The following is a 26,031-nucleotide window of genomic DNA, read 5'->3' as shown; positions in this document are numbered from 1 at the left end:
TGACCGTAATGATGCCGGCGGATGATCGTCAACTGGTTTGAGAGCGCCCCGGCATGGCCGTCAGGCGAGGAGTTCGCCGTCGATGACGGTGACCGCGTGGCCGGTGAGGAGGGTGCGCTCGGCACGCAGCTCGGTCTGCACCAGGCCGGTGCGGGCGGAGGCCTGGAGGCCGGTGAGGGAGGTGCGGCCCAGACGGCGGGACCAGAAGGGGGCGAGGGCGGTGTGGGCGCTGCCGGTGACCGGGTCCTCGTCGATGCCGACCTTGGGGAAGAAGCAGCGTGACACGTAGTCGTAGGGGGAGGACGGGGCCGCGGCCGGGGCGGTGGTGATGATGCCGCGGTCCGAGTGCCGCACGAGGGCACGGTGGTCCGGTGCGAGGCCGCGCACGGTCGCCTCGTCGGCCAGTTCGATCACCAGGTCCCCGACGTGGGGGCCGGTGTCGTGGGCGCTCAGGGGCTTGGCGCCCAGCGCGGTGTCCAGCCCGTCGGGCACCGCCACCTCGGTGAGCGGCGCGGTCGGGAAGTCCATGGTGATGGCGCCGTCCGCGCGGGGCTCCGTGACGAGGGTGCCGCAGCGTGCGGCGAAGCGGATCCGGTCCTCGGCGGTGCCCGTGGTGTGCAGCACGTGCGCGGTGGCCAGCGTGGCGTGCCCGCACATGTCGACCTCGGTGACGGGCGTGAACCAGCGCAGCGCCCAGTCCGTGTCACCGCCCGCGGGCAGCGGGTGCGCGAAGGCGGTCTCGGAGAGGTTGACCTCCGAGGCCACCTGCTGGAGCCAGGCGTCGTCGGGGAAGCTGTCCAGAAGGACCACGCCGGCTGGGTTGCCCGCGAAGGGGCGGTCGGTGAAGGCGTCCACGATTCGAATCCGCATGGGGAGACGGTAGGCCGCTCCCGGGATCCGCCGCCAAGGCCAATTCCGGTGTTCTGGCCTTGGCGGGAGTTTCGTCGTGGCCGGTCGCGCGGTTTCCCGTGCCCGTCGGACACCCCAGCGCGCGGGGGGATGCCGCGCGCCCCAGGCTCAGGCGTGCTGCGGCGCCTCGTCCTTCAGGCCGGAGCGGATCTGCTCCCGTAGTTCGGGGGTGTCCTCGTGGCCGTGCGCGGAAGCGGCGTGCTCCGCGGCGGCGCGGACGACTTCCTCCTCCTCACCGGAGATGGCGAGGGTGCACTTCGTCTCGCTGGGCATGTCTCGGCAGTCGGCTACCTTTCGCATGACACACCTCCTCACTCCCCAGCGTAGATCCGCGACCCGGCAGGCACCCGGGTCCGTCGCCGGTCCGACACCGAGTGGGTCGAGGGAACCGCGGCGGACACGCCCGGGCAGGCCGCATGCGAACTCGCGACAAGAGGCCTTGTCACGAGGCCCGAGGTGATCGGCATCGGTCGGGCCCGCCCGCCGCCGAGGTCGGAGGCCGCGAGGGCCGCGAGGAGCTGCCGGAATCCGTGACGGGCGAACGGCGTCAGGTACGAGCATCGGATATGTCCGACATACATATATATAGAGGATGAACGTCACCTGTTCTCGCTCTTGATCTGTTTGCGTTCTCGGCATTACCGATATATCTTTGACGCATCGCGATCGATCAAAGCGATCGACGAAACGATGAGAGGAGCGATGGCGATGCGTCCACATGGACCTGAGCACGGGCATGGTGGTTGCGGTCCCGGTCACCCCGGTCGGGGTGGCTTCGAGCGGCGCCGTGCCGCCTTCGGGCCCTTCGGCCCCGGCGGTTTCGGGCCCGGTGGTTTCGGGCCCGGCGGCCCCTGGGGCGGTCGAGGCCGTGGCGGACCACGGGGGCGGGCGCGGCGCGGCGACGTACGCGCTTCGATCCTCGCCCTGCTGAAGGACCGCCCGATGCACGGCTACGAGATGATCCAGGAGATCGCCGAGAGGAGCGGCGGGGCGTGGAAGCCCAGCCCCGGCTCCGTCTACCCGACCCTCCAGCTGTTGGAGGACGAGGGCCTGATCACCAGCGCCAGCGAGGGCGGCAAGAAGCTGTTCTCGCTCACCGACGCGGGCCGCGAGGCGGCGGACCAGGGCTCGGAGGCGCCCTGGGAGGAGGCCGGCCGCGGTGTCGACTGGGAGACGCTGAACGAGATCAGGCAGGCCGGATTCGGCCTGATGGAAGCGTTCGGGCAGGTCTGGAAGACCGGCGACAAGGACCAGCGCGACAAGGCCCTGGCCGTCATCAACGACACCCGCAAGCGGCTCTACCTGATCCTCGCCGGCGAGGAGTGACCGCCGGGCCCTCGGGGTACGGCAGGTAGGGCCCGCCTCCGGATGGCAAGAAAGCGAGCAGGAGGTGAGTCCGCGGTGAGCAGAAACGCGCGCTCCGTATGGCGTGCAGGCGGGCGTCCCGCGAGAATATGCGGGGCGCCTGCCGCCGTGGCAATCCCCTGACCGCGCGGACGAACACACGGGCCGGTGGTAAGGAGGCGCGCACAGGTAAGGTCACCGCGGGCCGGAAGTCATCCTTGAGAAGGAGATCCCACGTATGGATGCCCACCCTGTGTTGGACGTGAGAATGCTTCCCCCCGCTGATGACCTGACCGCACGGGGCTGATGGGGTAGGGGAGTGCCACCCCGTATTCCGCGTCAGCCCGCCGAGCGCGGACCCAACCGTGTCGAGCTCGACGCGAGGCTCAGCGCCGAGCTGCTCTCCGCGATGGCAGGCGCCCGCCGCCGCGCCGCGCGGGACGGGGACAGTCAGATCGACACCGCTCACCTGCTGCACTCCCTGCTGGAGTCCGACCCGCAGGTGCGGCTTGTCTTCGACGGTGCCGTCCTGGCCCGGCTGCTCGGCTACCTGGTCCAGCGGAGCATCGGTTACGGCCTGCAGTGGCAGAGTTCGGTGGAGGACTCCGGCAGCGTGCCGGTGGTGCGGGAGGCCGGCTGGTCGCCCGCCGCCGCCTTCGCCATGGACGCCGCGCGGAAGCGCTCCGAGCAGCGCGGCGACGCACAGGCACGCGGCCTCGACCTCCTGGTCGCGCTCGCCGCGGACACGGAGTGCCGCGCCGTCGAGGTACTCGGCCGGGCCGGGGTGCGGGCCGCGGAACTGGAGTCCCGCGTCGAGGCGGCCGAGGACGGCGGCCAGGCCGAGGAAGACATCGGGGTTTAGCCGTTCCCCCCGCTCCGCCCGGCCGGCGGCCTCGGCGTCGACGTCCTCCGGACGGCCGTCTCGGGGTCGACGTCCTCCGGACGCGAGGTGTTCCGTCCGGGGCGGCGCACATGACGGGTTCCGGGCCACTCCCCCACGGAGTGCGGACCGACCGGGCTGCGTGACCCCTCCTCCCCACAGGACCGCCGGCCGTAGGCGTGGGGAGCGGCCGGACCCGCCACGAGATCGCCGGTCGTAGGGGAGGAGACCGGAGCGGTTGTCGCTGCGCCCGCCCGCCCGTACAGTGTCGATCATGCATTCCGACGCACTCGTTCTTCCGCCCCCGGCCCGCTGACGCGGGCCCTCCGGAGCGCAGCCCGGCCGACCGGCCGGGCCGAACGGTGCTGCCCGCAGAGGAAGTCCACGCCCTGACGGGGCGCCATCCGAACTTCTGCACCTCTGCGGAGAATCCACGTGTCGAATGCCGTATCCCCTGCTGCCCCGAGCCTGTCCACGGGCAGAGGTCTCAGTTATCTGGTCGTCGCCGGTGTCGCCTGGGGCACCGCCGGCGCGGCCGCGTCGCTGCTCTACCGGGCCGGTGACCTCGGCCCGATCGCCCTCTCCTTCTGGCGCTGCCTCGGCGGGTACGCCCTGCTGCTCGCCGCCCGGCCGCTACGGCAAAGGCCCCGCGTGATCCGGCATGAGCCACGGCGCAGCAAGGCACTGCGCGTCGCCGTCACCGGCGTCGCGCTCGCCGTCTTCCAGACCGCCTATTTCGCGGCCGTCGAGACGACCGGGCTCGCCGTCGCCACCGTGGTGACCCTCGGGGCCGGACCTGTCCTCATCGCCCTCGGTGCCCGCATCACCATGGGGGAGCTGCTCGGCCTCGGTGGCACCGCCGCCGTCGCCGGGGCCCTGACCGGGCTTGCCGTGCTGGTGCTCGGCGGCAGCCATGCGACGGTACGGCCCTGGGGCATCGTGCTGGCCGTGCTGTCCGCCGCCGGGTACGCCGTCATGACGCTGGTGACGCGCCGGTGGGGACGGAACGGCAGCGGAGACGGTACGGGTACGACCGCATGGGTGTTCGCCATGGCCGTGTTCTGCCTGCTGCCCTTCGCCCTGGCCGAGGGGCTGGTGCCGCACACCGCGCACCCCGGCCGGGTCGTGCTCCTGCTGGTGTACATCGCCGCGGTGCCCACCGCGCTGGCCTACGGGCTGTACTTCGCGGGCGCGGCCGTCGTGCGCTCCGCCACCGTCTCCGTGATCATGCTCCTGGAGCCGGTCAGCGCCGCCGTGCTCGCCGTCGCCCTGCTGGGAGAGCGGCTGACGGTGCCGACGGTGGCCGGGACACTGCTCATGCTGGTCGCCGTCGGGGGCCTGGCCGTGGCGGAGGCCAGAAGCGCGGCCGCGCAACGGGAGACGCCGGCGGCCTGAGCCCGCCGCCGGCCACCCGGCACCGGAGACCGGCCACCCCGGCACCGGTCACCCCGGCACCGGAGACCGGCCACCCCGGCACCGGCCACCCCGCGGCACCGGTCACCCGGCTCCGGAAGAACGGGGCACCGGAAGACCCGGGCACCGGCACCTCACCCCCCACGCCGCCGAAGCTGGTGCGCGCGGGCCGCGGAGTCGCGCGCGCCCGCCCGCTCCGCGAGGCCGGCGACGATCTGGTCCTGCACCTCGGGCTCCCTGTGCGTGGCGTACTTGAACTTGGCCCGCACCTGCGTCACCTCCAGCCGCAGCCCCCGGATACCGGGGAGCATCCGGCCGTACGGAGCCTCGCCCACGGCGGCCGGGGCCGACATGCCGGCCGGCTGGAAGTGCCCGACCTGGCGGTTGAGCAGGTCCGCCTTCTGGGCGGCGTCGTCCACGATGTGGGCGGTGCAGCGGAGCTGGACGGCCGCGTACAGGCTCGTCGGCACGCCGTGCTCGGGCGGTGTGCCGTGCGCCGCCTGCCAGGGGCCCGGCACGTAGACGTAGTCGTCGACCACACTCAGCAGCACCTCGGGGTCGGACTCCAGAGCGTGCCAGATCGGGTTGGGGCGGGCCAGATGGGTGATCACCTCGCCCTGCGGGCCGCGCCCGGCGTCATAGGCGAAGTGCAGCGGCTGGACGTGCGGGGGTTCGCCGGGCAGGCCGTTCACGGCGAGCTGCCCGAAGTCGTGGTCGGCGAGCCAGGCCCGCCACTCGGCGTCGTCGTGGGGCGCGTCCCAGGGATGGATCAGCATCACAGCACCGTCAGGTAGTCGGGCACGGCGACCGCGCCGTGCAGGTCCTTTGAGGGGACGGGCGCCTCGTACCCCTTGCGGAGCGGCACCACCCCGGCCCAGTGCGGGAGGGAGAGGTCCTCCGGGTCGTCGTCCGGACCGCCGGTGCGCAGCTTGGCGGAGACCTCTGTCAGGTCCAGGCGCAGGACGGCGGTCGCGGCCAGCTCCCTGGCGTTCCCGGGGCGCGTGTCTGCGGCACGGCCGGGTACGACATGGTCCACCAGCGCGTCCAGGGCGGTGCGCTTCTCATCCGGGTCGGTCACCTGGTGGGCGGTGCCGTGCACCACCACCGAGCGGTAGTTCACCGAGTGGTGGAAGGCGGACCTGGCCAGCACCAGGCCGTCGACATGCGTGACGGTCACACAGACCGGGAGACCGGTGTCCGCGCGCTCGGCCATCTGCAGCGGGCGCGAACCGGTGGATCCGTGCAGGTACAGGCGCTCGCCGACGCGGCCGAACAGCGTGGGCAGCACCACGGGGGCGCCGTCGCGCACAAAGCCCAGGTGGCAGACGTACGCCTCGTCGAGTATCGCGTGCACCAGCGCGCGGTCATACACGGCGCGCTCGCGGGAACGAGTGGGGACGGTGCGGTCGGTGGGTGCGTAAGCGGACTGGTTCGGCATGCGTCTTCCCTCGCGGGCCGGGGCTTGTGAACGGAAGGGGGGCGTGCGGTGGACGCCGGGCGCACCGGGCACCCCGATCGCTTGCTCGCTTGCCAACGGTTTTGTACTAGCGCAATATTGGTTTTGTGCTAGAAGAGTATCCGATCAGGGGCCGGCGCGCAGCTGAGATCGCCGGCAGCGTCGAACGTGCGGTGGGCACCGGCGAGTTGGCGCCCGGCGCCGCGCTGCCGCCGATGCGGGAGCTGGCCGAGCGGCTGGGCGTCAATCCGCATACGGTGGCGGCCGCGTACCGCACCCTGCGGGACCGGGGCGTCGTGGAGACCGCGGGCCGCCGCGGTACCCGCGTCCGGCCCAGACCGGCGACGACCTCCCGTGATCTGGCGCGGGTCGCCGCCCCGCCCGGGGTGCGTGATGTCTCCCAGGGCAACCCCGACCCGGCCCTGCTGCCCCCGCTCGCCGAGGCCTTCGCGGCGGCAGCGGCGGAGGCCGACGCCCGCCCCGTGCTGTACGGCGAGAGCGGAGTGGAACCCGAGCTGGCCCGCCGGGCACGGGCGGCCTTCGACGCCGACGGCGTGCCGCCCGGCCCGGTCGCGGTGGCCTCCGGGGCGCTGGACGCAGTCGAGCGGGTGCTCGTCGCACACCTCAAGCCCGGTGACGCGGTCGCCGTTGAAGACCCGGGCTGGGCCGCCCTTCTGGACCTGGTCCCGGCGCTCGGGCTGCGCACCGTCCCCTTCCGCGTCGACGACGAGGGGCCGCTGCCGGGCTCGGCCGCACAGGCACTGCGCGGCGGGGCACGCGCGATCGTCGTCACCGACCGGGCGCAGAACCCGCTCGGCGGTTCGGTGAGCGCCGAGCGCGCCGACGCGCTGCGGGCGGTGCTCGCCGACCACCCGGACGTGCTGCTCATCGAGGACGACCACGGGCACGACATCGTCGGCCTCCCGCTGCACCCGCTGGCCACCGCCGCGCGGACCTGGGCGCTGGTCCGCTCCGTCGCCAAGGCGCACGGCCCCGACCTCCGGCTGGCCGTCCTCACCGGTGACGAGGTCACCGTCGACCGGTTGCTGGGGCGGCAGCGGCTCGGCCCCGGGTGGGTCAGCCGCCTCCAGCAGCGCGCCGTCGTCCACCTGTGGGAGCGGGAGGCGGTGGGGCCGTCGGTCGCTGCCGCCTACGACGCACGCAGGACGGCCCTGATCGCGGCGCTCGCCGAGCGGGGCGTGCCCGCGCGGGGGCGCAGCGGCATGAACGTCTGGGTCCCGGTGCGGGACGAGACCGGTGCCGTGGCGCGGTTGCTGCACTCCGGGTGGGCGGTGGCGCCGGGCGCGGCCTTCAGGCTCGCTTCCCCGCCCGGGATCCGGATCACCGTCTCCGAACTGACCGGGGACGACATCGGGCGGATGGCGGACGCCGTCGCGGACGCCCTCGGCCCCGCCCCCGCACGACGTTACGACTGATGCCCGCTGTTACGACTGAGCCCGTCGTTACGACTGAGCCCGCACGCCGGCCGCCTCCGCGCCGCCGTCGCGCGCGGGCGGCGTGCCCTGCTTGGGCCGGGACTGCGTGAGCGCCGCGCCGGCGATCACTATCGCGGCGCCCACCGGTGTCGACCAGGTCAGGGACTCGCCGAGCACGGCGACGCCGGCGGCGGTGGCGATCACCGGAATGAAGTACGTGACCATCTGCGCCGTCGTCGGGCCGACCTCGTGCACCAGCCCGTACTGCACCAGCAGCGCGAACCCCGTGCCCAGCGCCCCCAGCGCGACCACCGCCAGCAGCGGGGCCACGGCGAGGCGGGCGGGGGCCGGGCTGAACAGCGGCGTGACGACGGCGAGCTGCACCGTCGCCATGAGGAGCTGACCGCCCGTCATCGACAGGTGGGAGTGCCGGGCGCCGGCCAGGGTGCGCCGGACGTAGATCCACCCGACGGGGTAGCTCAGCGAGGCGAGCAGGGCCAGGGCCGTGCCCCGCACGTCCAGGCCGCTGAAGCCCTGCCAGACGCCGAGCACCGTCAGAACGCCGAGGAAACCGAGGCCGAGGCCCGCGACCCGGCGCCGGGTGGGCCGGTCCTCGGAGAGCGCCACCAGCGACAGCGCCATGCCCCACAGCGGCGACGACGCATTGCAGATCCCGGCCAGCGTGGACGGGATGGTCAGCTCCGCGAAGGCGAACAGCGAGAAGGGCAGGGCGTTCAGCAGGAAGGCGGCGACCGCCAGGTGACCCCAGGTGCGGGGTCCGCGCGGCAGCCGCTCGCGCTTGACCACCATCGCCACGGCGAGCACCGCCGTACCGAAGAACAGCCTCCCCAGTGTCACCTGGAGTGGTGCGTACGCCTCGGTGCCCACCTTGATCAGGAGAAAGCTGAAGCCCCAGATGAGCGAGAGCAGACCGAAGCGGAGCCGCCAGTCCAGCGCGGCACGCCCGGCGGTGGGCGGGGGCGTGGCGCCGGCCTCACCGGCAGCGGCGGAGGCGGCCCCGGTGGTGGCCTCACCCGGGGTTGCGGATGCGGCCGGGGCCGAGGCGGCGGGCCCTGCTCCGGCGGTGGCGCCGGCGGGCCCCGAGCCGGTGGCGGCGGACGGGCGCAGGCGCACGGTGGCACGGGGAGTGACGGTCATATCCGCCAGCATGGGTGTGGCGACGTCTTAGTACAAGTGAGATTTCATTCCATGTATCGCGTAGCATCGCTTACGTGTTGAACCTGGAGCGCCTCCGTACTCTCGACGCCCTCGCCCGGCACGGCTCGGTCAGCGGTGCCGCGGCGGGCTTGCACGTCACGACGTCAGCGGTCTCCCAGCAGATGACGAAGCTGGAGCGCGAGGTGGGGCAGCAACTCGTCGCCAAGAACGGGCGCGGGGTCCGCCTCACGGACGCCGGCCGGCTGCTCTCCGAGCACGCCGCGCGCATCCTCTCCCAGGTGGAGCTGGCCCAGGCGGACCTGGAGGCGCACCGCGGCCAGGCCGTGGGCGAGCTGCGCATCGCGGCCTTTCCCACGGCCGCCCGCGGCCTGCTGCCGTCCGCGGTCGCCGCGCTCCGCACCCGGCACCCGGGCCTGCGGGTCCGCATCGAGGAACGGGAGCCCGAGTACGGCGTGCGGGGCGTGATCCGCGGCGATCAGGACCTCGCCGTCGTCCTCGACTGGCACGACAAGCCCCTGCCGCTGCCCGAGGGCCTCCTGAAGGCCGCGATCCTCGACGACCCGGCGGACGTCGCGATGCCCGAGGGGCACCCGCTCGCGGACCGGACGGAGGTCGACCTGGAAGAGCTGGCGGACGACGAGTGGATCACCTGGCCGGAGGGCCAGTTCTGCGACGAGTGGCTGCTGTCCACGCTGCGTGCCAAGGGCTTCGAGCCGCACATCGTGCACCGCGCGGAGGAGCACCACACACAGCTGGCGCTGGTCGCCGCGGGGCTCGGGGTCTGTGTGGCGCCGCGCCTGGGCCGCGGTCCGGTACCCGCTGGGGTGCGTACGGTCCCGGTGCGGCACCGCGTGCACCGGCATGTCTACGTCGTTTGGCGGGCCGACGCCGACCGGCGTCCGTCCATCCGCGCCGCGGTCGCCGCACTGCGGGGCACCCCACACGCGACGGACGGTCAGGACGGCGGCGGCCCCCCGCCGCCCTGACCGCCACTCCCGGCCCGTCCGCCCCGCCTCCCTGGTCCGGGCGGTGCGGGCGGCCGGGTGCTCAGGCCAGCTTGATCTCGTCGCCGGAGACCTGGATCTTCATGGCCTCCAGCGGCGACGTCGCCGGCGGGTGCTTCACACTGCCGTCCTCGATGGAGAACTTGCTTCCGTGGCACGGGCAGTTGATGGTGCCGCCGGACACGCTCGACACCGTGCACCCCTGGTGGGTGCAGGTGCTGGTGAACGCCTTGAAGTCGCCCTTCGTCGGCTGGGTCACCACCACCTGCTGGTCCTTGAAGATCTTCCCGCCACCCTCGGGGATGTCGGTCGTCTTGGCCAGCGGGCTCGCGGTCTCCTTGTCGGGGCTCTTGGCGGAACCGGACCCGGACCCGGAGTCGGCGGAGCCGGAATCACTGGATCCGCCGCATGCGGCAAGGGTGGCGGCCAGCCCCGCGGCGCCGGCCGCTGCGACGACCGTCCGGCGGGACGGGGAAGAGAGGGATTCCTGCGAAAGGCTCATACGTGCCTGCCTCCGGGCTTGTGCGTGTGCGTGTGCCGTGCGTGACGCCGGTGCCGAGTGACAGCGGCGACGTATGGAGTACGTACGGCCGCGGCCGGGTGTTCAACGCGCTTCCGGCATCCTCGGCAACGGCCCGTGCACCCGTGCGCTCGCCGCGCTCCTGCCGCGCGCCGTCGGCCGCCCCGCGCGCGGCCAGTGGGGGAGACGAGGCTCAGGGGCTCGGCCGTGCGAGGCACCAAGGCTCGGGGACCTGAAAGTGATCTCTGGAGCTCGACGCCGCGGCGAGAACCGGCCTCACCCGGGCTTTTCCCCCGGAGCGCCGGGCGTGATTGGCTGAGGTCATGAAGGCAATTGGTTTTACCGAGTTCGGTGGTCCCGACGTACTTCATGAGGTGGAGCTGCCCACTCCCGAGCCCGGAGCCGGCGAGGTACGGGTACGGGTGCGTGCTGCGGCGGTGAGCCCGACGGACACCGTGCGGCGCAGCGGCGCCCGCGCACGGGAGATGCGGGAGGACGCGGCACCGTACGTGGTCGGGATGGACGTGGCCGGAGTGCTGGAGAAAATCGGCCCGGGCACCGAGACCGACCTGGCCGTGGGCGAGCACGTCATGGGCATCGTCGTGCCGCGGGGCTCGCACGGCGGCTACGCGGAGCAGGTGGTGCTGCCCGCCGACTCGGTGGTACGGGCCCCGGCCGGTGCCGACGACGCCGCCGCGTCGACGCTGCCCATGAACGGGCTCACCGCGCGGATGACCCTCGATCTGCTCGGCCTGCGGGCCGGGCAGACGATCGCGGTCACCGGGGCCGCCGGCGTGTACGGCGGCTATGTGGTCCAGTTGGCCAGGACGGAGGGACTGCGCGTGGTTGCCGACGCCGCCCCGCGCGACCGGGACCTGGTACGGGAGCTGGGGGCGGACATCATCGTCGACCGAGGCGACGACGTGGCCGAGTACATCCGCCGGGCCGTGCCCGAAGGAGCGGACGCACTCGCCGACGGAGCCGTCCTGGACGACAAGGTGGTCGGCGCGGTGCGCGACGGCGGCCGTATCGCGACGGTCCGCTATTACACCGGCGCGCGCACGCGCGGCATCACCTACCACCCGGTACAGGTCCGCGAGTACGCCACCGAGCGGGCCAAGCTCGACGAGCTACGGGATCTCGTCGAGCAGGGCAGGCTGACACTGCGGGTCGCCGGCACGTATCCCGCCGCGCAGGCCGCGGAGGCCCACCGGCGGCTGGCGGCCGGAGGCATCCGGGGCCGTCTGGTCCTCACGTTCGGGGACTGAAGGCCGGTTCGCCGCACTCCATGGCGCCGTGGCGCCGACGTGCACGGTGCTCGCCGGCACCGGGGCGGTGTGCGCCGCCGGCGCTCTGCGCGCCGGCGCGCGAAGCCCGGCCCGGTCAGCGACCCTGGCGGCCTGCCAGCCTGGCGGCCTGGCGGCCTTGCACGGCAGCCGCCCGAGCCCGGTCCTGGAACCGCGGACACCGGCGGCCGGAGGCGACCGTGCGCGTCACCGCGCTACCCGGCGCCGGCGGGGACGGCCGGCCACCCGGCGCGGCGGGGAACTCCCACGGCGCCGTGCGGGTGCGGCCACCGTCGACGTAAAGCGATGGTCAACTATCACTTGCTAGCATGACAGGATGCCGACCCAGACCCGCAGGCCGTTGCGCGCCGATGCGGCGCGTAATTCGGAGAAGATCGTCAGAGCCGCGCGTGAGGTCTATGCCGAGCGGGGGCCCGAGGCCTCGCTGGACGAGATCGCGCGGCGGGCCGGTGTGGGGATCGCGACGCTGTTCAGGCGTTTCCCCGACAAGGGGGCCCTGCTGCGCGCGGTGCTGGACCAGCAGTTCGCGGAACAGGTCATGCCCGCCGTCGGCCGGGCCCTTGAGGACACGGACCCGCGTCGCGGCCTGGCGCTGGTGATGGAGGCCGCGCTGTCGTCGGCGGTCCGCGACTACAACGTGCTGACCGCCGCGCGGAACGCGGGGGAGTTGACGGGCGAGGTCGGCGACCGTTTCTTCGAGGCCCTGGACCTGCTCGTGGAGCGTGGCCGCCGGACCGGGGTGATCCGCGCGGACCTCGTGCCGGAGGATCTGCGCAGGATCATGGCCATGCTGGTCAGCGTGCTGTGGACGATGGACCCCGCCACGGGCGGATGGCGGCGCTACGTCGCCCTGGTGCTCGACGGGCTCTCGCCGGCGGCCGCCGGCCCGCTGCCCTGCCCCGCCCCCGCACTGAGGCCTCCCGAGCGCTGAGACCTCCCGGACCTCCCGGACACTGGGCCTCCCGAACGCTGGGGCGGGACGGTCCGGCGGAGACTCCAGCCTCCGCCGGACCGCGTTCCCTTCGTGCGGGTTTCGCCTACCGCGGTTTCGCCTGCTGCGGTTTCGCCTACTGCGGGTCGTTGCGCACGGAGATGGCCGTCCCCGGGCACATGGCGGCGGCCTGCCTGGCCCGGCCGTGTGCCGAGGGTGCCGGGGCGGCGTCGAGGACGACGACCTTCCCCTCGTCGTCGTCCTGGTCGAAGACCTCGGGCGCGGTCAGGGCGCACTGACCGGACGCGACGCACCTGTCCCGGTCGACTTCCACCTGCATGGTGTCTCCTGAACGGTCGTCCGGCCGGGCGCCCTCGGGGCGGACCGTGGTCACCACAGCACCGGGACGGCGCTGACACCGCCGGTCAGGCGCTCGGAGTGCTCGCGCAGGGTGTGGGGATCCGCGGCCAGGCGCAGGCCGGGGAAGCGCCGGAAGAGGGCGGTGAAGGCGATGCGCATCTCCGTGCGGGCCAGGGCGTTGCCGATGCAGTAGTGCCCGCCGTGCCCGAAGGCCAGGTGGGCGTTGGGCGTGCGGTCCGGGTTGAACGTGTCCGGCTCGGTGAACGCCGCCTGATCCCGGTTGGCGGCGTTGATCGCCACGAGCACCGCGTCGCCGCGGGCGATGGTGACCGCGCCGATCCGCACGTCCTCGCGTGCGTAGCGCATGAGGCCGAGTCCGCCGGGGGCGGACATGCGCAGGATCTCCTCCACGGTCTGCTGGACGAGTCCTTCGGGGTCGGCGGCGAAGCGGTCGCGCCGGGCGGGTTCGCTCAGCAGGAACAGCGTGCCGAAGTCGATGCGGGTCGAGGTGGTCTCGTGGCCGGCGAAGAGCAGACCTGCCGCGAGCCGGGTCATGTCGTCCTCGGTGAAGGTCGGATCCTCGGCCTGCACCTTGAGGATGTCGGTGACGACGTCCTGTCCGGGGTGTTCGCGCTTGGTCTCGGCCAGCCGGCCCATGTACGCCTGGAAGTCCGCCATCGCCGCCTGGGCGTCGGCACCGCCGTGGAGGGCCCCGATGCGCTCGGACCAGTCGCGCAACAGGTCGCGGTCGGACTGGGACACGCCGAGGAGTTCGCAGATGACCTGCACGGGAAGCGGGAAGGAGAGCAGGTCGTGGAGGTTGACCGGGGTGTCCGGGTGCTCGGCGCGGGCGCGCTCCATGTCGTCCAGGCAGCGTTCGGTCAGCTCCTGGATCCGGCTGCTGAGCCGTCGCATGCGCGGGACGGAGAACGCGGGCGTGAGGACCTTACGCATCCGGGCGTGCTCGCGCTCCTCGTCCTCGAAGCTGCCGGTCGGCCCCGACTGGATCGCGGCGCCGGAGATCTTCGACGCCTTCTCGGGGGCGGGGTGGGCTTTGCCGAAGCGGCGGTCGCTCAGGATCGTGCGGGCCTCGTCGTAGGCCGTCACCAGCCAGGCCGGATCTCCGGCGGGGGTCGTCACCCGGGCCAGCGGCCCCTGGTCGCGCAGCAGGGCGAACAGCGGCGCGAGGTCCAGGGGATTGGGGCGGGTGAAGGGCAGTTGCGGTGCGGAGGTGGGGGCGGTCATGGTCTCTCCTCGCGGGGCTCGTGCCGGATCGGTGTTCCGTCTGCTGCACCACCGCCGGGAAGCGCGGGGTGCGGTGGCGCGGCGCGGTGGGGCGCGAGCGCCCGTTCCGCGACGGGAGCGGCCCTGGCTGCGGACGGGCGCCGGGCGGCCCCTGCGGCAGGGTGGCCGGCAGGCACCCCTGCCCGGCCGTTCCGCTCGCCCCATGAGGTGGCCCTTCCGCAGGTGGCGCCAGCCCACCACCAGGTAAGTGATACCTGACTATCTGTTGTGCGGAGCGTAACACAACTGATACCCGGCTATCGGAAGTGTGGCCGCGATCCGGCCGGAACGCCGTCCACCGCGTTCCGCCGTCCCCCGAAGCCGACTTCGCCCCCTGCCCGGCCTTCACACTCTCCGTTTCCGGCGCGACCGCGCGCCGACCGGTCGGGTCGGTGGGGCGGACGGGGCGGGCTGTCGTGGTGCGGGCAGCCGCCGGGAGTGGGCGGTTCAAGCGCCGGTGAGTTGGCCGGATTCCTCCATGCCGCGGGCGGTGGCCACCGCCCGCGGCATGGAGGACGTGCGACGGTGGCGTCCGATCAGCCACCGGCAACACCGCATCCAGCCGGGGCTCTTCCGCACCGGGCCGGCATCGATGAGCCGGGCGCCGTCCACCCCCCGGCGTGTGGCATCGTCATGGCCCGTCAGCGGTGGCGGCAGCGGTGTGCGCCCCGGTGGAGAAAGCCCGGTGAGGCGATATCCCTCGGACGGGACGGCGTGCTGCGTGCGGGTACCGACTCCACGGTCCTGCAGAGGTGGACCGGCCGCTTTCGACTCGATCCGATGTCGTTCGCGGTGTCCGCGGTGGTCGTGCGCAACCAGGGCGACGTGGTCCTGTTGAGCGAGGACGGCTCCGAGGTCTACGACAGCGGGACCGCCGCGGAGGAGGCTCGGCTCGCCGAACTCCACCGGGAGTACGCCCGCCGGGAGGCGGAGGAGAACGCCAAGCCGGTACGCCCGGCCGGCAGCGGAATGGCGACGGACTGGTTCGGCGTGCTGGACCTCTCCGGTCCCTTCACGATCACGTGGATGGAGCGGGTCGACGAGCGTGAGGCCCTGCTCCGGCTGGGCGCCGGTCCCGGGACGATCAGGCCGATGACCTACGAGGAAGTCGTCTCCGCGGCCTTCCCCGACAGCGGCGAACTGGTCATGTGCGCGCTGGCCGTGCCGATCGACGACTGGGTCATGGTGATCGAACCGTGCGGGATCGAAGGCATGGAGCGCGCGCCGGAGGCGTCGGCGCGGACCCAGGCCATCGTCTACCACGAGGGCTTCGACGGCGAACGCGTCTTCGCCTGGTACCGGGACGGGGAAACGGTCGCGGCGTACCAGGACGACGACTCCGACCTCCTGGACAGCGGCGCGCCAGCGCCCGACGGCACGGCCCCCGACGCGATGGTGCCGTTCATGCAGCAGATCGGCCTGGGCGTGTACCGCGAGGACACCGGCGACTTCCTCCCGCCACCGATCGAGATCGCCTGCCTGATGGCCGGCATCGGCCCCAGCCCCGAACACTTCGCGGGGAAACGCCTGGGCGCCGTCTTCGGCACATGGTGACGAGGCGTGCCGTGCCAGCCGAGCGGCCGCACAGCGGACACGGTCGTACCCGGAGGCGACAGGCGACCTCGGCGAGACCCGCCTCGCCCTTGTCCCGGGATCAGAAGATCAACCGCGCCGTCTCCGGTCCGCCGTCCTCGGACCGGTGAGGCGGGATCACGTCGACCGTGTCGCCGGCGCCTCAGGGTGTGGGCGGGGGACCGACGATTTCGATGCCGAAGCGGGCGCCCAAGGTCCTCAGGGCCTCGGTGTCGGGCGGGCCGGGCGGGCCCTCCAGGGGTGCCTCCGGTGGAGTGCCGGCCTCGATCACGAATCGTTCGAACCCCGCGGGCATCACCAGATTGAGAAGGCGCGCGGTCCGCGAGGTGACGACGAGTGCGTGCGGCAGGCGGCGGGGCAGGACGGCCACGACCCCGGGGCCCGCCGTGTACTCGTCGTCGCCGACCACAAAGCGGACGCTGCCGTCCAGTACGAAGAAGATCTCGTCCTCGCGGTCGTGGACGTGCCTGGGCGTCGCGTAACCGCGTTCCGCCTGGTGATCCAGGAGAGCGAAGGTGCCCGCCGTGTGCTCTCCACCGGCACGGATCCGGACCAGCGAGCTCAGAAGTCTTGTCGCCTTCTGAGTGCGGGGGTCGGTCAGCACAGGCGCGGAGGGGTAGGCGGGCAGGTCGGTCATGGTGACTCCTCGGGGCCTTGCCGATGCCCTCCATCCTGTACCACCGGCCGCGGGCACGCATGCTCCAGCAGACCCTCGTCCGCCGGTTCGTCCCAGTCCAAGCAGCGACAGGGGAGAAGCCTTGCTGCGCGGTGGCTCGGGCATGCCTCAACAGCTGTCACCCTCGGTTACTATGCTCACTTCATGCCAGAGGCCGGAAGCACTGGGAAAATGCTGACCGAAGTCGCCGTAAGCCGCTACATCGCGCCCCTGCGTGAGGGGGGATCGCTCCCCGGCCTTGTCGAGGCTGACGACCGGGGCGCCTATGTCGTGAAGTTCACCGGCGCGGGACAGGGCCGCAAGACCCTGGTCGCCGAGGTGATCTGCGGGCGGCTCGCCCGGCGCCTCGGGCTGCGCGTCCCGGAGCTCGTCACCGTCCGGCTCGACCCGGTGCTCGGCCTCGGCGAGCCGGACCCCGAGGTGCAGGACCTGCTCAAGGCGAGCGGGGGGCTGAACCTGGGCGTGGGCTACCTCTCCGGCGCGCTCGGCTTCGATCCCCTCGCCTACGGGGTCGACCCCCGCCAGGCGGGCCGGATCGTATGGTTCGACGCCTGGGTGGGCAATGTCGACCGGTCCTGGCGGAACCCCAACATGCTGGTCTGGCAGGGGGAACTCTGGCTGATCGACCACGGCGCCACCATGATCTGGCACCACAACTGGCCCGCCGCACGGGCCGCCGCCGCCCGCCCCTACGACGCCTCCGACCACGCCCTGGCCGCCTTCGCCCCCGATGTCGCCGCGGCGGCGGCCGAGCTGGCCCCCCGGGTCACGCCGGAGCTGCTCGCCGAGGCCACCGCGGACATCCCCGACGCCTGGCTGGCCGACGAGGCGGGCTTCGCGGGACCCGACGAGGTGCGCGAGGCCTACGCCTCCGCGCTCCTGGCGCGCGCCGCCACCGTCCACGAAACCATCACCCTGGGCCGGCCCGCCGGCGGCCGTCCGCCACAGTCGTCGGGCTGGTTGCAGCCCGCCCCCGCACCCACCGGTGAGGCCACATGAGCGACCGGAACGTCTTCGAGTACGCGCTGCTGCGGGTGGTACCGCGGGTGGAGCGGGGCGAGCGGATCAACGCCGGTGTGATCGTCTACTGCCGCGCCCACGGATATGTGGCCGCGCGCACCCACCTCGACGAGGCCAGGCTGAGGGCCCTCGACCCCGCCGCGGACGTCACGGGCGTGCGAGCCGCCCTGCGCGCCGTGGAACGGGTCTGCCGTGGCGGCGACGAAGCGGGCCAGGCCGGCCGGGACGACGCGGGGCGCCGCTTCCGGTGGCTGATCGCGCCCCGCTCCACCGTCGTCCAGCCGGGTCCCGTGCACACCGGGCTGACGGACGATCCCGAGGCGGAGGCGGACCGGCTGCTCGACCTGCTGGTGCGGTGAGCCCGGCGCACGCCGCGAGGTGAAAGGGGCACGCCGGCCGGCGGGCCGTTGACACCGGATGCCCGGCCTTCTAGCGTCACGCCTACCGTAGGTACTAAGCGGTCGCTCACCCGGCGGGCGCCGTACCGGACCGGCTGTCCCAGGACGAGGGGAACGAGGAGAACCAGAATGCCCACCACAGAGCAGCGCGTCGCCATCGTCACCGGCGCCGCGCGTGGCATCGGCGCCGCCACCGCGGTACGACTGGCAGCGGACGGCCGTGCCGTGGCCGTGATCGACCTGGACGAGGGCGCCTGCACGGACACCGTCGACAAGATCACCGCCGCCGGCGGCAGGGCACAAGCGGTCGGCTGCGACGTCAGCGACGAGGAGCAGGTGGCGGCCGCGGTGCAGCGCATCGCCACCGACCTCGGGGCGCCGACGATCCTGGTGAACAACGCCGGTGTGCTCCGCGACAACCTCCTGTTCAAGATGAGCGCGTCCGACTGGGACACGGTCATGAACGTCCACCTGCGCGGCGCCTTCCTGATGACCCGCGCGGCCCAGAAGTACATGGTCGACGCCTCGTTCGGCCGTATCGTCAACCTGTCCTCGTCCTCCGCGCTCGGCAACCGCGGCCAGGTCAACTACGCCGCGGCCAAGGCCGGCATGCAGGGCTTCACCAAGACCCTCGCCAAGGAGCTGGGCAAGTTCGGCATCACCGCCAACGCCGTCGCGCCCGGGTTCATCGCCACCGAGATGACCAAGGCCACCGCCGAGCGCGTCGGCATGGGCTTCGAGGACTTCCAGGCCGCCGCCGCCACGCAGATCCCCGTCCAGCGCGTCGGGCAGCCCGAGGACGTCGCCAACGCCATCTCCTTCTTCACCGGCGACGCGGCCGGGTTCGTCTCCGGCCAGGTCATGTACGTGGCCGGCGGACCGCTCAACTGATCGCGAGGAACACCCCAGATGACACAGCAGGACAGCGGCAGGGCCGCCCTGATCACGGGCGCGAGCCGAGGCATCGGCTACGGCGTGGCGCAGGCGATGGTCGCCCGCGGCGACCGGGTCTGCATCACCGGCCGCAACGAGGACGCCCTCAGGGAGGCCGCCGAGAAGCTGGGCGCGGACCGCGTCCTCGTCGTGCCCGGCAAGGCCCACGACGAGGCGCACCAGGCGCTCGCCGTCGAGCGCACCATGGAGACCTTCGGCCGGATCGACTACCTGGTGAACAACGCCGGCACCAACCCCGTGTTCGGGCCGATGGCCGACCTCGATCTGGGCGTGGCGCGCAAGGTGTACGAGACCAATGTCCTCTCGGCACTCGGCTTCGCCCAGCGCACCTGGAAGGCATGGCAGAAGGAGAACGGCGGCGCGATCGTCAACATAGCCTCCATCGCGGGCGTCTCCGCGTCTCCCTTCGTCGGCGCCTACGGCATGAGCAAGGCAGCCATGATCAACCTCACCCTCCAGCTGGCCCATGAGTTCGCGCCGCGCGTGCGGGTCAACGCCATCGCGCCCGCGGTGGTCAAGACCCGCTTCGCGAAGGCCCTCTACGAGGGCCGCGAGGAGGAGGTCACCGCTGCCTACCCGCTGGGCCGGCTCGGCGCGCCCGAGGACGTCGGGGGCGCCGCCGCCTTCCTCACCTCCGACCAGTCGGACTGGATCACCGGCCAGACCCTCGTCGTGGACGGTGGCATCTTCCTGAACGCGGGAGTCGGCTGACCGGCCGGCTGACACCGGGACACGCGCTCTTCTCCACCGACGTGTTGGGCGATGCGGCGGCCACCACACCCGCACCGGACGCGCCGGACCGGGCGGTACGGCCCTGCGATATCGTCGGCCGACTCATGGCGTGCCTGATCGAGGAGAGCGCGTGTTCAACCGGATCCGTTGTGTACGGCCCATCGCGGCGACCGCCTCCATATCCGTGCTTGCCGGATGTGGGCTCATGTCCTCAAACGACGCCGGTGATGGACACCGGATCGCCGTGGGGACCACCAGCGCCCCCAGCACACTGGACCCCGCGGCGTCCTGGGACGGCTCCTGGGAGCTGTTCCGGAACGTGTACCAGACGCTGCTCGCCTACCCCGACGGTGCCACGCAGCCCAAGCCGGACGCCGCGAAGAGCTGTACGTTCACGGACGCCGGGAAACGCACCTACCGTTGCAGACTCCGGCCTGACCTGACGTTCTCCAACGGGGACACCCTCGACGCCAAAGCCGTCAAGTACTCCATCGACCGGATAGGACGGATCAACGTGCCGGGCGGTCCTGCCGGACTGCTGGGCAGCCTGGACAGCGTCGAGACCCAGGGTGACTCGGTGGTGGTCTTCCACCTCAAGAAGGCCGACGCCACCTTCCCCTTCGTGCTCGCCACGCCCGCCATGTCCATCGTCGACCCCGCGGACTACCCGGCCGACGCCGTCCGCAAGGGCAACCGGATCACCGCGTCCGGGCCCTACACCCTGAAGAACTACGTGCCCGGCAGGAAGGCCGAGCTCACCAAGAACTCCCGTTACAAGGGGCCTGCCCACCTCAAGAACGACGCCACCACCATCCACTACTTCCAGGACTCGCACGACATGGTCCGGGCCCTGAAGAAGAAGCAGATCGACGTCACCGTCCGAGGTCTGGCCGCCGACGACATCGTCGCCCTCCAGGGCGACCGGTCGCACGAGGGCATCCAGCTGATCGAGGAGGCCGGCACCGAGACCAGCTACCTCGTCTTCAACCCGAAGGACCCCTGGGCGCGCAAGCTCCCGGTGCGCCGGGCGGTCGCCCAGCTCATCGACCGGGGCGCCATCGCGGACAAGGTCTACAAGGGGACGGTCGACCCGCTCTACTCGATGATCCCGAAGGGGGTCCTCGGCCACACCGCCGGGTTCTTCGACGACTACGGCGCCCCCAGTGCCTCCAAGGCCCGTGCGATCCTCACCGACGCCGGCATCACCGAGCCCGTCCCGCTCACCATGTGGTACACCTCCGACCGGTACGGCTCGGCGACCGCTCCGATGTTCCAGGAGATCAAGCGGCAGCTGGAGGAGTCCGGGCTGTTCGAGGTGACCCTGAAGAGCCGTCCGTGGACACGGTTCGAGGCCGGTTACCAGAACGGCGAGTACCCGGTGTTCGGCCGCGGCTGGTCGCCGGACTTCCCCGACCCGGACGACTTCGTCTCGCCCTTCGTGGGGAAGCAGAACGCCCTGGGCACCCCCTACGACTCCCCGAAGATCACCGACGAGCTGCTGCCGGCGTCCCGCGAGCAGAGCGACCGCGGAGAGACCGTCAAGCAGTTCGAGCAGGCCCAGGACATCCTGGAGCAGGACGCCCGGCTGCTGCCGCTGTGGCAGAGCAGACTGTTCGTGGCGGCCGGCGACGACATCTCCGGTGCCGAGAGCGCCTTCGACTCGGGATCGATCATGGAGATGTGGGAGCTGGGCAGGAAGACGAGCTGGTAGGACGGGGGTACCGGCCGAGTGTCAGTGGTCGCCGGTAGGTTCTGTGTCCTGACGGCGACCGCAGGATCCACGCGGCCGCCAAGTGGACGTACCCCGGAGGAAGTTGACGTGACCGACACCGCCATGCTGCCCGAGTCCTGGCGCGGCGTCCTCGGCGAGGAGCTGCAGAAGCCGTATTTCGCGCAGCTCACCGAGTTCGTGGAGGAGGAGCGGGCGAAGGGTCCCGTCTACCCGCCGCGCGAGGAGGTGTTCGCAGCCCTCGACGCCACACCCTTCGACCAGGTGAAGGTCCTCATCCTCGGCCAGGACCCCTACCACGGCGAGGGCCAGGGGCACGGCCTGTGCTTCTCGGTGCGCCCCGGCGTCAAGACGCCCCCGTCGCTGCGGAACGTCTACAAGGAGCTCCATGACGAGCTTGGCCTCCCCATCCCGGACAACGGCTACCTGATGCCCTGGGCCCGCCAGGGCGTCCTGCTGCTCAACGCCGTGCTGACCGTCCGCGCCGGCGAGCCCAACTCACACAAGGGCAAGGGCTGGGAGAAGTTCACGGACGCGGTGATCCGCGCGGTGGCCGAGCGGTCCGACCCGGCGGTCTTCGTGCTCTGGGGGAACTACGCCCAGAAGAAGCTCCCGCTCATCGACGAGAAGCGGCACACCGTCGTCAAGGGAGCCCACCCCTCGCCCCTCTCCGCCCGGAAGTTCTTCGGCTCCCGCCCGTTCACCCAGATCGACAAGGCGGTCGCCGAGCAGGGGCACACGCCGATCTCATGGCGCATCCCCGATCTGGGGACGACCGCGAAGTAGGGCGGGCGCGCCGCCGCCCGGTGAGCCGCGCGCCCGCGCCCCTTGCCGCTCACCGCTCACCGCTTACCGCAGGCATGGGCCCCCGAGGCCTCCGAGGCGCCGGAGGCCCCCGAGGCCCCGGAGGCCCGCGCCCAGGCTTGATCGTGAGGCGCCGGTCTGCCTTGTCCGCGGCGGCGGGCGCCATGCTCGACCGGGTCCGACGAGGGCTCCGCCCCATCACGGAGCCTGGTCGGTCGGTGCGGTTCGGGAGCCGCTGCGCGCTTCGGGCACCGGCGGGCTGCGGCACGGGCGGCCGGCGGTGGCGCGGCAGGGTGGGGCGCCGGGAGGCGACGTCGGCGGCAGGGCGGTGGCACGGCTGGCGGAGCGTCGCCGTCACCGTGCTGGCCCAGTCCCGGATGCGGAGGGCGGCCGGCTCGCGCCATTGTCGGTGGCGGTGGACAGCGGGGTGATGGGGCGGCGGCAGGGCGGCAGCGGGCGGCCGTGTCGCGGGCCGGAGCGTGGAGGACGCGGTGGCGGAGTATCAGGAGGACGCGCGGCGCACGACCGACGACAGGCTGATGACCAGAATCGGCCAAGTGGTCATGTTGCACCACGGCGGCGACCGCGAGGAGGCGCGCGGCCGCTTCCTGGCCCTCTGGGCGGAGATCGGTGATAACGGCGATCCCATCCACCGATGCACTCTCGCGCACTACATGGCGGACACCCAGGACGACCCCGCCGACGAACTGGCCTGGGACCTGCGCGCCCTGTCGGCCGCGGAGGAACTGGCCGGACCGCCGTCCGCCCCGGGTGTCCGAGGCGGCCCGCCCGCCGTCCGCGCCTTCCTCCCCGCCCTGTACCTCAACCTGGCCGCTGACTACGACCGCCTCGGCCACACCGAGGCGGCGCGCAGCCATGTGCGCCGCGCCCGCGGCGCCGTCGCCGACCTGGGCGACGACCGGTACGGAGACGGCGTCCGCGCCGCCATCGGCCGCCTGGAGCGGAAGCTCACCGACAAGTCGACATGACGTCGGCGCCTCGGCGGCGGCCGGTGCCTCCCGCTCAGGCTCACGCCCTTCGGGCCCACACCGCTCCTCGGGCCCGCACCGCCCTTCGGGCCCACACCGCCCTTCCGGCCCACACCGTTCCCGGGCCCGCATCGTTCCCCCGGCCGCACCCTCCCCCTCCGGCCGCACCCTCCCCCGTGGGATCACGTTCTTCCCCCACCGGTGGTGCGCCGCGGGTGCGTCGGGGGCACCCACTCCCCGGGGCTACACCCTTCTCACGGCCACACCCCCGCCGGGCCGCACCCCGCCGTCCCGCCACCGCTCGGGGACCGGCGGCCGTTCGCCGTGCCGAAGGGGCAGGTGCCGGTCCCCGGCGGGGCCACCCAGAGCGGTCCCGCGGGTCCGATCGGAATCGGAACCGGTGGAAACTGTGGGACCGGCGCGCCAGGCACCGGCGCGCCAGGAGCCCGCACGCCAGGCGCCGGCGCCCCTGGATGCGACGCGTACCCGCCCGCGGGCGGCGCCCCGATCCGTGGCCGACGGGCGCCACCGTTCGGCGCGCCCACGTGTCCGTGCGCACCCGGCTGACCGCCCCTCGGTCGCACGCCCCGCCGCGGCTCACCGGCCCGGGGGCGACGCTCGCGGGCCATCCGTTCCAGTGCCTCGAGCGCCGGCGCCCGAACCGTCCGCGGCGGCCTCGCGCGGTCCGGGCCCGGGGCGGGGCCCGGTGCCAGACCCGGCCGGGTCGGGGGAGAGGAGGCGGGCTGGACCGGGCCCGGCGGTGGCTGCACGGTCACACAGGCCGTGACGGCCGAGACCGCCGCGGCGATCAGGAGCGCCGCCGATGTCGTGGTTCTGTGCACTCGGGTAACTCTGCTGTGTCATGCCCCTTTTCTGGGGGTGTATGGGGGTCGGATGGACCGCACGAGTGAACACTCGAACAGGTGTGTACTCCGAGTGTGCGCTCCGAGTGTGCGCTCCGGGTGTGCACTCGGGGTGGGGTGACCGGGTGTGCGCTCCGGGCGGGGCGCCCCTCCGGGTGTCCTCAGCGCCCGGTGCCGAGCAGACCGGCGAGGAGTTCGCGGACGCTGACCCGCAGTTCTTCCGCGGACGGCAGGTCGGCGTGGTAGGAGCCGGCCACGCAGGAGAACATCATCCCGTCGCACCAGGCTGTCAGCGACAGCGCGTGGCGTGCCGGGTCCGTCGAGCCCACCGCCGTCACCATGGCCTCCAGCAGATCGCGGAAGCGCCGGCCCGCGGCGTCGAAGAACTCCCGCAGTTCGGGCCGCCTGGTGGCTTCCAGGGTCAGTTCGTAGCGGGCGGCCAGCAGTTCCCGGTGGTCGTTGACATAGCGGTGCACCGCCAGGGCGAGGCTGTCGGCCAGCGCCTCGGGGCCGCCCCGTGGGTCCGGCATCTCCTCGGGCGCGAGCGCGCGCGCATCGCGTTCGGCCAGCCGCCGCACCGCCGCCTGGAGCAGTGCGAGCCGGGTGCGGGCGTGGTTCGACGTGGATCCCTGGGGGAGGCCCGCCGCCTCGTCGACCGCGCGGTGCGTCAGGCCCCGCATGCCGCGCTCGGCGAGCAGCTTCAGCGCGGTGTCGGCGACGATCTCGGCCCGGGAACGGCGCGCGTACGAGCCGGAGTGCCGGGTGGGGGTGGCTGCGGACATGGGCCCAACCTACCCATGGCACTACAGGTGTAGTAACGTCGACGGTGGATCACTACAGATGTAGTGCCCGCCTGTGGGTTCCGGGGACGGCCGATCGTGCGCCCGAGCGCCCGACGGGCCGGAGAGAGGAGATTCGGATGGCGCACGGCACGCGGGCCGGTCAGGGCACGCGCTCGGGCGCGGGGGCGCCACGGGCCGTCGTGATCGGCGGCGGCATAGGCGGCCTGACCGCGGCGGTGGCGCTGCACCAGCGGGGCTGGCGGGTGACGGTCCTGGAGCGCGCCGCCTCGCTGGAGCCGGTCGGCGCCGCCCTCTCGCTGTCGCCCAACGCGCTGCGCGCTCTCGATGTGATCGGCGTGGGCGACGAGGTCCGCGCCCTCGCCGCCTGGCAGGGCGACGGCGGCCTGCGGGCCCCGTCGGGCCGCTGGCTCTCGCGTACGAACGCCGAGCGGACGGCCGCACGGTTCGGCGACCCCCTGGTGCTGTCGCAGCGCTCGGCGCTGCTGGACCTGCTCGTCGCCCGGCTCCCGGCGGGTGCCGTCCGCACCGCCTCGGAGGCCGCCCTCGCCGACGCCGGCGACCCGGGCACCGCGGGCGCCCCGGAGTCTTCCGGCGTCTCGGAGACCTCCGGCGTCCCCCGCGCCCCCCACACCCCAGGCACCCCCGCAGCGCCCGCCCGCCCGGCCCGGGTGACCACCCCGGAAGGCGACCTGGAAGCCGAACTGGTCGTCGCGGCCGACGGCATCCACTCCCGCACCCGGGCCGCGCTCTTCCCGGAGCACCCCGCGCCCGTCTACGCCGGATTCACCGCCTGGCGCCTGGTGATCCCGGATCCGGGAATCCCCTTCGCACCGCACGAGACCTGGGGCAGGGGTCTGCTCTGGGGCACCCAGCCGCTCAAGGACGGCTCCGTGTACGCCTATGCCGCCGCCCGCACACCGCCCGGCGGCCGGGCGCCGGACGACGAGCGGGCCGAACTGCGGCGCCTCTTCGGACACTGGCACCAGCCGATCCCGGCGATCATCGAGGCCGTTCCCGCGGACGAGGTGATGCGCCACGACATCCACCACATCACGCCACCGCTGCCCGCCCACCACCGCGGCCGGGTGGCGGTGCTCGGGGATGCGGCGCACGCCATGCTGCCCACCCTCGGTCAGGGCGGCAACCAGGCCATCGAGGACGCCGTCGTCCTCGCCCACCACGCCGACCCCACCGCACAGGTCCCCGACCTCGACGCGTACACCTGGGACCGCCGGCCGCGCACCACGGCCATCGCCGCCGCCGCGGTGAGCGCCGGCCGCATGATCATGCTGCGCTCGGCGCCCGCCGTGGCGTTGCGGAACACCGCCATCGCCGTCGCCTCCGCGCTCGTCCCCGGCGCCCTGCTGCGCGGTTTCGAGAAGGTGGCCGCCTGGCGGCCACCCCAGGACACGTATGCTTCCCCCACATCGGAGCACACCCCCTGACT

Annotated in this window: 26 protein-coding genes; 16 read left to right on the top strand and 10 right to left on the bottom strand. The window is 73.0% G+C overall.

Annotation, left to right across the window (positions count from 1 at the left end):
- Positions 1-60 precede the first annotated feature (60 nt).
- Both ACSMXW_RS02400 and ACSMXW_RS02395 read right to left on the bottom strand, forming a co-directional pair.
- On the bottom strand, positions 61-870 hold the full coding sequence (locus ACSMXW_RS02400; RefSeq protein ID WP_485803637.1) for a PhzF family phenazine biosynthesis protein: 810 nt from the start codon (positions 868-870) through the stop codon (positions 61-63).
- 147 nt (positions 871-1,017) lie between these two features.
- Complete coding sequence (locus tag ACSMXW_RS02395; protein ID WP_485803635.1) at positions 1,018-1,209, bottom strand: DUF1059 domain-containing protein; 192 nt, start codon at positions 1,207-1,209, stop codon at positions 1,018-1,020.
- A 408-nt stretch (positions 1,210-1,617) separates the two neighbouring features.
- Between ACSMXW_RS02395 and ACSMXW_RS02390 the strand changes: the two genes are divergently transcribed.
- The 3 genes from ACSMXW_RS02390 to ACSMXW_RS02380 all read left to right on the top strand — a co-directional run bounded on the left by ACSMXW_RS02390 (position 1,618) and on the right by ACSMXW_RS02380 (position 4,528).
- Positions 1,618-2,235: a PadR family transcriptional regulator gene (locus ACSMXW_RS02390; protein WP_485803633.1), complete on the top strand. Its 618-nt coding sequence runs from the start codon at positions 1,618-1,620 to the stop codon at positions 2,233-2,235.
- A gap of 337 nt (positions 2,236-2,572) precedes the next feature.
- Positions 2,573-3,115: a peptidase gene (locus ACSMXW_RS02385; RefSeq protein ID WP_485803631.1), complete on the top strand. Its 543-nt coding sequence runs from the start codon at positions 2,573-2,575 to the stop codon at positions 3,113-3,115.
- Positions 3,116-3,568: 453 nt separating this feature from the next.
- Positions 3,569-4,528, top strand: a complete 960-nt coding sequence (locus ACSMXW_RS02380) for a DMT family transporter (RefSeq protein WP_485803629.1) — start codon at positions 3,569-3,571, stop codon at positions 4,526-4,528.
- A 152-nt stretch (positions 4,529-4,680) separates the two neighbouring features.
- Here the strand turns inward: ACSMXW_RS02380 and ACSMXW_RS02375 are convergent, their stop codons facing one another.
- Both ACSMXW_RS02375 and ACSMXW_RS02370 read right to left on the bottom strand, forming a co-directional pair.
- Entirely contained in the window at positions 4,681-5,322 is a 642-nt protein-coding gene (locus tag ACSMXW_RS02375; protein ID WP_485803627.1) for an FMN-binding negative transcriptional regulator, read from the bottom strand.
- The gene (locus ACSMXW_RS02370; protein WP_485803626.1) at positions 5,322-5,984 is read right to left on the bottom strand and encodes a pyridoxamine 5'-phosphate oxidase family protein; all 663 of its coding nucleotides are present in this window, start codon (positions 5,982-5,984) and stop codon (positions 5,322-5,324) included. Before ACSMXW_RS02370 ends, ACSMXW_RS02375 begins: the two co-directional genes overlap by 1 nt.
- A 125-nt stretch (positions 5,985-6,109) precedes the next feature.
- Here ACSMXW_RS02370 and ACSMXW_RS02365 point away from each other — a divergent pair, with 125 nt between their 5' ends.
- A complete protein-coding gene (locus ACSMXW_RS02365; RefSeq protein WP_485803624.1) occupies positions 6,110-7,438 on the top strand; it encodes an aminotransferase class I/II-fold pyridoxal phosphate-dependent enzyme in 1,329 nt (442 codons plus the stop codon).
- A 27-nt stretch (positions 7,439-7,465) separates the two neighbouring features.
- On the opposite strand, the gene ACSMXW_RS02360 is transcribed toward ACSMXW_RS02365, so the two are convergent.
- Positions 7,466-8,596: a DMT family transporter gene (locus ACSMXW_RS02360; RefSeq protein WP_485803622.1), complete on the bottom strand. Its 1,131-nt coding sequence runs from the start codon at positions 8,594-8,596 to the stop codon at positions 7,466-7,468.
- 74 nt (positions 8,597-8,670) lie between these two features.
- Here ACSMXW_RS02360 and ACSMXW_RS02355 point away from each other — a divergent pair, with 74 nt between their 5' ends.
- On the top strand, positions 8,671-9,603 hold the full coding sequence (locus ACSMXW_RS02355; protein WP_485803620.1) for a LysR family transcriptional regulator: 933 nt from the start codon (positions 8,671-8,673) through the stop codon (positions 9,601-9,603).
- Between the two features lie 61 nt (positions 9,604-9,664).
- Here ACSMXW_RS02355 and ACSMXW_RS02350 read toward each other — a convergent pair whose 3' ends face one another.
- Positions 9,665-10,123, bottom strand: a complete 459-nt coding sequence (locus tag ACSMXW_RS02350) for a Rieske (2Fe-2S) protein (RefSeq protein WP_485803619.1) — start codon at positions 10,121-10,123, stop codon at positions 9,665-9,667.
- A 341-nt stretch (positions 10,124-10,464) separates the two neighbouring features.
- Between ACSMXW_RS02350 and ACSMXW_RS02345 the strand changes: the two genes are divergently transcribed.
- On the top strand, positions 10,465-11,409 hold the full coding sequence (locus ACSMXW_RS02345) for an NADP-dependent oxidoreductase (RefSeq protein WP_485803618.1): 945 nt from the start codon (positions 10,465-10,467) through the stop codon (positions 11,407-11,409).
- A gap of 355 nt (positions 11,410-11,764) precedes the next feature.
- Positions 11,765-12,379: a TetR/AcrR family transcriptional regulator gene (locus ACSMXW_RS02340; RefSeq protein ID WP_485803617.1), complete on the top strand. Its 615-nt coding sequence runs from the start codon at positions 11,765-11,767 to the stop codon at positions 12,377-12,379.
- A gap of 136 nt (positions 12,380-12,515) precedes the next feature.
- Here ACSMXW_RS02340 and ACSMXW_RS02335 read toward each other — a convergent pair whose 3' ends face one another.
- Entirely contained in the window at positions 12,516-12,719 is a 204-nt protein-coding gene (locus ACSMXW_RS02335) for a ferredoxin (RefSeq protein ID WP_485803615.1), read from the bottom strand.
- Between the two features lie 50 nt (positions 12,720-12,769).
- The gene (locus ACSMXW_RS02330) at positions 12,770-13,984 is read right to left on the bottom strand and encodes a cytochrome P450 (RefSeq protein WP_485803614.1); all 1,215 of its coding nucleotides are present in this window, start codon (positions 13,982-13,984) and stop codon (positions 12,770-12,772) included.
- Between the two features lie 819 nt (positions 13,985-14,803).
- On the opposite strand from ACSMXW_RS02330, the gene ACSMXW_RS02325 reads away from it, so the two are divergent.
- On the top strand, positions 14,804-15,577 hold the full coding sequence (locus ACSMXW_RS02325; protein WP_485803613.1) for a DUF6461 domain-containing protein: 774 nt from the start codon (positions 14,804-14,806) through the stop codon (positions 15,575-15,577).
- A gap of 181 nt (positions 15,578-15,758) precedes the next feature.
- Here ACSMXW_RS02325 and ACSMXW_RS02320 read toward each other — a convergent pair whose 3' ends face one another.
- Complete coding sequence (locus ACSMXW_RS02320) at positions 15,759-16,253, bottom strand: cupin domain-containing protein (RefSeq protein ID WP_485803612.1); 495 nt, start codon at positions 16,251-16,253, stop codon at positions 15,759-15,761.
- Between the two features lie 210 nt (positions 16,254-16,463).
- Here ACSMXW_RS02320 and ACSMXW_RS02315 point away from each other — a divergent pair, with 210 nt between their 5' ends.
- The 7 genes from ACSMXW_RS02315 to ACSMXW_RS02285 all read left to right on the top strand — a co-directional run bounded on the left by ACSMXW_RS02315 (position 16,464) and on the right by ACSMXW_RS02285 (position 22,918).
- The gene (locus tag ACSMXW_RS02315; protein ID WP_485808570.1) at positions 16,464-17,291 is read left to right on the top strand and encodes a HipA family kinase; all 828 of its coding nucleotides are present in this window, start codon (positions 16,464-16,466) and stop codon (positions 17,289-17,291) included.
- Positions 17,288-17,671, top strand: coding sequence for a DUF3037 domain-containing protein (locus tag ACSMXW_RS02310; protein ID WP_485803610.1), 384 nt, complete (start codon positions 17,288-17,290; stop codon positions 17,669-17,671). The genes ACSMXW_RS02315 and ACSMXW_RS02310 overlap by 4 nt, the downstream gene beginning before the upstream one ends.
- Positions 17,672-17,839: 168 nt before the next feature.
- The gene (gene fabG, locus ACSMXW_RS02305) at positions 17,840-18,601 is read left to right on the top strand and encodes a 3-oxoacyl-ACP reductase FabG (protein WP_485803609.1); all 762 of its coding nucleotides are present in this window, start codon (positions 17,840-17,842) and stop codon (positions 18,599-18,601) included.
- A gap of 18 nt (positions 18,602-18,619) precedes the next feature.
- The gene (locus ACSMXW_RS02300) at positions 18,620-19,375 is read left to right on the top strand and encodes an SDR family oxidoreductase (protein WP_485803607.1); all 756 of its coding nucleotides are present in this window, start codon (positions 18,620-18,622) and stop codon (positions 19,373-19,375) included.
- Between the two features lie 151 nt (positions 19,376-19,526).
- Complete coding sequence (locus ACSMXW_RS02295) at positions 19,527-21,107, top strand: ABC transporter substrate-binding protein (RefSeq protein WP_485803605.1); 1,581 nt, start codon at positions 19,527-19,529, stop codon at positions 21,105-21,107.
- Positions 21,108-21,215: 108 nt separating this feature from the next.
- Positions 21,216-21,911 (top strand): uracil-DNA glycosylase, encoded by a 696-nt coding sequence (gene ung, locus ACSMXW_RS02290; RefSeq protein WP_485803603.1) that lies wholly within the window; start codon positions 21,216-21,218, stop codon positions 21,909-21,911.
- A gap of 509 nt (positions 21,912-22,420) precedes the next feature.
- A complete protein-coding gene (locus ACSMXW_RS02285; protein WP_485803602.1) occupies positions 22,421-22,918 on the top strand; it encodes a hypothetical protein in 498 nt (165 codons plus the stop codon).
- Between the two features lie 1,024 nt (positions 22,919-23,942).
- On the opposite strand, the gene ACSMXW_RS02280 is transcribed toward ACSMXW_RS02285, so the two are convergent.
- The gene (locus ACSMXW_RS02280) at positions 23,943-24,563 is read right to left on the bottom strand and encodes a TetR/AcrR family transcriptional regulator (RefSeq protein WP_485803601.1); all 621 of its coding nucleotides are present in this window, start codon (positions 24,561-24,563) and stop codon (positions 23,943-23,945) included.
- A gap of 137 nt (positions 24,564-24,700) precedes the next feature.
- On the opposite strand from ACSMXW_RS02280, the gene ACSMXW_RS02275 reads away from it, so the two are divergent.
- Positions 24,701-26,029, top strand: coding sequence for an FAD-dependent monooxygenase (locus ACSMXW_RS02275; protein ID WP_485803600.1), 1,329 nt, complete (start codon positions 24,701-24,703; stop codon positions 26,027-26,029).
- The last annotated feature ends 2 nt before the right edge of the window (positions 26,030-26,031 follow it).

This window comes from Streptomyces sp. DSM 116793 (assembly GCF_057320905.1).
Note: the sequence above shows the minus strand (reverse complement) of the source record. Positions and strands in the feature narration are given on the sequence as shown.

Excerpts from the sequence above, each read along its gene's own strand:
- ACSMXW_RS02400 (WP_485803637.1), bottom strand. The coding sequence starts at position 870 with ATGCGGATTCGAATCGTGGACGCCTTCACCGACCGCCCCTTCGCGGGC.
- ACSMXW_RS02395 (WP_485803635.1), bottom strand. The coding sequence starts at position 1,209 with ATGCGAAAGGTAGCCGACTGCCGAGACATGCCCAGCGAGACGAAGTGC.
- ACSMXW_RS02390 (WP_485803633.1), top strand. The coding sequence starts at position 1,618 with ATGCGTCCACATGGACCTGAGCACGGGCATGGTGGTTGCGGTCCCGGT.
- ACSMXW_RS02375 (WP_485803627.1), bottom strand. The coding sequence starts at position 5,322 with ATGCTGATCCATCCCTGGGACGCGCCCCACGACGACGCCGAGTGGCGG.
- ACSMXW_RS02370 (WP_485803626.1), bottom strand. The coding sequence starts at position 5,984 with ATGCCGAACCAGTCCGCTTACGCACCCACCGACCGCACCGTCCCCACT.
- ACSMXW_RS02360 (WP_485803622.1), bottom strand. The coding sequence starts at position 8,596 with ATGACCGTCACTCCCCGTGCCACCGTGCGCCTGCGCCCGTCCGCCGCC.
- ACSMXW_RS02350 (WP_485803619.1), bottom strand. The coding sequence starts at position 10,123 with ATGAGCCTTTCGCAGGAATCCCTCTCTTCCCCGTCCCGCCGGACGGTC.
- ACSMXW_RS02345 (WP_485803618.1), top strand. The coding sequence starts at position 10,465 with ATGAAGGCAATTGGTTTTACCGAGTTCGGTGGTCCCGACGTACTTCAT.
- ACSMXW_RS02340 (WP_485803617.1), top strand. The coding sequence starts at position 11,765 with ATGCCGACCCAGACCCGCAGGCCGTTGCGCGCCGATGCGGCGCGTAAT.
- ACSMXW_RS02335 (WP_485803615.1), bottom strand. The coding sequence starts at position 12,719 with ATGCAGGTGGAAGTCGACCGGGACAGGTGCGTCGCGTCCGGTCAGTGC.
- ACSMXW_RS02330 (WP_485803614.1), bottom strand. The coding sequence starts at position 13,984 with ATGACCGCCCCCACCTCCGCACCGCAACTGCCCTTCACCCGCCCCAAT.
- ACSMXW_RS02325 (WP_485803613.1), top strand. The coding sequence starts at position 14,804 with ATGTCGTTCGCGGTGTCCGCGGTGGTCGTGCGCAACCAGGGCGACGTG.
- ACSMXW_RS02320 (WP_485803612.1), bottom strand. The coding sequence starts at position 16,253 with ATGACCGACCTGCCCGCCTACCCCTCCGCGCCTGTGCTGACCGACCCC.
- ACSMXW_RS02315 (WP_485808570.1), top strand. The coding sequence starts at position 16,464 with ATGCTGACCGAAGTCGCCGTAAGCCGCTACATCGCGCCCCTGCGTGAG.
- ACSMXW_RS02310 (WP_485803610.1), top strand. The coding sequence starts at position 17,288 with ATGAGCGACCGGAACGTCTTCGAGTACGCGCTGCTGCGGGTGGTACCG.
- fabG (WP_485803609.1), top strand. The coding sequence starts at position 17,840 with ATGCCCACCACAGAGCAGCGCGTCGCCATCGTCACCGGCGCCGCGCGT.
- ACSMXW_RS02300 (WP_485803607.1), top strand. The coding sequence starts at position 18,620 with ATGACACAGCAGGACAGCGGCAGGGCCGCCCTGATCACGGGCGCGAGC.
- ACSMXW_RS02280 (WP_485803601.1), bottom strand. The coding sequence starts at position 24,563 with ATGTCCGCAGCCACCCCCACCCGGCACTCCGGCTCGTACGCGCGCCGT.
- ACSMXW_RS02275 (WP_485803600.1), top strand. The coding sequence starts at position 24,701 with ATGGCGCACGGCACGCGGGCCGGTCAGGGCACGCGCTCGGGCGCGGGG.